Raw genomic sequence first — 3,033 nt, 5'->3', positions numbered from 1 at the left:
AACTTGGTATCTTAAGCTACTTTTAAAGGTTAAATTTTGAAGACTTGGTTAATTGAATAGTCATTTTGTCTAAGTTGTACATTGTAATGTATATGTAAAAAACATAAAATACTCTAAAAATAGGAGGTAAATATATTTATGTATACAAACAATTATTCAAACTCAGTAAGTACAAATTCATTATATAAAGTATACAGTTGGATGATGGTAGGACTTGGAATTACGGCAATCACTTCGGCTTTGTTGTATGCTTCTGGCATATTCATGCTTATTATTCAGATTCCCATGATTTCACTATTATTATTCATAGTACAAATTTCGTTAACGATTTCAATGGGACGTCAATTATCACGTAATACACCAGCTTCTACGATGAAGATGATGTTTATTGTGTATTCACTTACAATGGGAATCAATATGACATCATTGGCTTATGTATATAGTGCTGGACAGATTGCAGCTGCCTTTGGCATTAGCGCTATCTACTTTGCATGTTTAGCCATTATTGGAAAGACGACTAAAATGGATCTTAGTAAAGTGGGAAACATTTGTTTGATTGGTTTGATTGCGATGATTTTTAGTCAATTTTTTTTCATGCTATTTAGAGTTAGCATGGATGTACGCTTATGGAGCGTGATTGGCCTATTATTATTTACCGGACTTACAGCTTGGGACATACAAAAAATGAATTATATGTTGAATGGGTATGAAGATGAAAAGATATCGATTTATATGGCGTTACAGCTTTATTTAGATTTCTTGAATATCTTCTTATACATTTTACGATTATTAGGACGTAGAGATGATTAATTCATCTCTATTTTTTATGGTTGACAATGTAAACTAATATTGTATACTTTAATAGTTCACTAAATGAACTAAAGGAGTATGTATGAAATTATTAAAGAAAATAGGAATTACTATATTATGTTTATTATTGATTTGTGGAATAGGAATTGTTTGTTTGTTTCACAATGAATATAGCTCATTAAAATCATTAAAAAAAATCGATGCTTATCCAATGTATACAATGGATTATAGTGCGGATTATGGATTGGATGAGTTTTTAGAAAAAGGTGCAAGCAATGATAAAGAGCTTGTTGAATTTGTGGTGAATCATGTAATGAAGGGGTTACCATTAAGTATTAAGATTCCAGATTTAGGTTGTTCTACATTTATTGCACAAAATAAAGATTCAGGATATCTGTTTGGACGCAACTTTGATATGGATTATTCGCCAAGTGTATTAGTGAAGACGAAACCTAAAAATGGTTATGCCTCTGTATCTATGGTGAATTTAGGCTTTGTAGGATATAATGAAAAATATTTACCTGATACATTAAAGGATTCATTAGTGACTTTGGCAGCACCTTATGCACCATTAGATGGAATGAATGAAAAAGGATTAGCGGTTGGTGTATTGTTGATTGATACAAAACCAACAAATCAGAATACAAAAAAGGTGGATATCACAACAACAACAGCCATTCGAATGATGTTAGATAAGGCAAAAAATGTGGATGAAGCGTTAGAATTATTATCTTCTTATGACATGCATTCAAGTGCGAATAGTTGTTATCACTTCCAAATTTGTGATGCTTCTGGAAAGAGTGTTGTCGTAGAATATGTGGATAATGAAATGAAGGTTGTATATCCGGATAAGAATTACCAGTGTGCTACAAATTTCTTGTTGACGCAACCAGATGCAGAATTTAATTTTGGCCAAGACCGCTACCAAATTATTGATGAAAAATTAAGTTCCACAAATGGAAAACTATCCAATCGTGAGGCTATGCAGCTTCTATCTGATTGTTCACAAGATGCACATAAGAATAATCAGGGAAAAATCTCAAAGACACAATGGTCTTGTGTATATGATTTAAAGAATAAAAAGGTAACGGTTTGTGTGAATCAAAATTATGATGCGAAATACACAATTTCTGTGCTAGAATAAAGCTATGAAACAGAATGAACAAGTATTAGAAGCGTGGCTTCAAATGACAACCGTTATTAATAATGAGAGAATTACTCCAGATCTTCCTTACAATGAGTCGATGATTTGTCGTTATTTATATCAAAATCAAGATATAAATGTAACCGCAACGGATTTATGCAACTATATGCGCATGCAAAAATCGCAGATGAATCGTACGCTTACAAGTATGGAAAAAAAGGAATTGATTACACGTATTCGTAGTGAACAGGATACTCGTAAAATCTATATCACATTAAATGATTCGATGCTTAAAATTTATAAAACTCAACATGAGAAAATATTAAAAATCGTCGATGAGTTATTCGATAAAATTGGTTATGAAAGACAATCAGAAGTGATTAAATTATTTGATTTGATTACACAAACCGCAAAAGAAATGTTGTAAAGATAAGCTGGATTTCCAGCTTTTTTCTTTTGTTTCATCAAGAGGTCTTTTTTGGTAGAATATAGGTGGCGTTTGGGGAGGTTTATATGAAAAAAACAAATTATGTAAAAGATGTATTGGTTGTTTTATTAGGAAACTTTATGGTAGCAATATCAGTTGCTTTTTTTGTTTTACCAAATAATACATTAACCGGAGGCGTAGCCGGTGTTGCCGTGGCATTAAAACCATTATTACCATTTGTATCATCCGTATGGCTGATCAACATATTGATGATTGGACTCTACGTTGTTGGTGCAATTTTTTTGGGGAAGGCATTTGCACTGAAATCATTGATTTCAACATTTAGTTATTCATTTTTTGTCTCATTACTAACATATGTGACAACTTTATTTCCCAAAGACACATTTGTCATGCAACCCATGTTGGCAAGTATTTATTGTGGGTTGATTTCGGGAATTGGCTTAGGTCTATGCTTTAGAGTGAACGCAAGTACTGGAGGTATGGATATTCCAGCCTTGTTGATTCATAAGTATACTCATATTTCTTCAGGAAATTCAGTAATGATCATTGATGCTCTAACTGTATTGTTGGGAATGTCTACATATGGTGTAGAACCAGCCTTGATTGGAGTGTTATCTGTATTCACATCTGG

General features: G+C 32.3%; 4 protein-coding genes. All 4 read left to right on the top strand.

All coding sequences use genetic code 11. The features are described 5' to 3' along the window. Positions 1-138: 138 nt before the first annotated feature. Positions 139-810 (top strand): Bax inhibitor-1/YccA family protein, encoded by a 672-nt coding sequence (locus tag ACZQCL_RS08120; protein ID WP_419007795.1) that lies wholly within the window; start codon positions 139-141, stop codon positions 808-810. 82 nt (positions 811-892) lie between these two features. After that, entirely contained in the window at positions 893-1,954 is a 1,062-nt protein-coding gene (locus ACZQCL_RS08115) for a C45 family autoproteolytic acyltransferase/hydrolase (protein ID WP_270491321.1), read from the top strand. 4 nt (positions 1,955-1,958) lie between these two features. After that, a complete protein-coding gene (locus ACZQCL_RS08110; RefSeq protein ID WP_270491322.1) occupies positions 1,959-2,381 on the top strand; it encodes a MarR family winged helix-turn-helix transcriptional regulator in 423 nt (140 codons plus the stop codon). 86 nt (positions 2,382-2,467) lie between these two features. Next, positions 2,468-3,033: YitT family protein (locus tag ACZQCL_RS08105; RefSeq protein ID WP_482482693.1), on the top strand; the 566-nt coding region annotated here is incomplete at its 3' end.

Source organism: Holdemanella sp., from assembly GCF_056804935.1.
The sequence above is the reverse complement of the archived record's forward strand: the minus strand, read 5'-3'. Positions and strand labels throughout refer to the sequence as shown.

Coding starts and splice junctions, on each gene's coding strand:
- ACZQCL_RS08110 (WP_270491322.1), top strand. CDS start 1,959: ATGAAACAGAATGAACAAGTATTAGAAGCGTGGCTTCAAATGACAACC.
- ACZQCL_RS08120 (WP_419007795.1), top strand. CDS start 139: ATGTATACAAACAATTATTCAAACTCAGTAAGTACAAATTCATTATAT.
- ACZQCL_RS08115 (WP_270491321.1), top strand. CDS start 893: ATGAAATTATTAAAGAAAATAGGAATTACTATATTATGTTTATTATTG.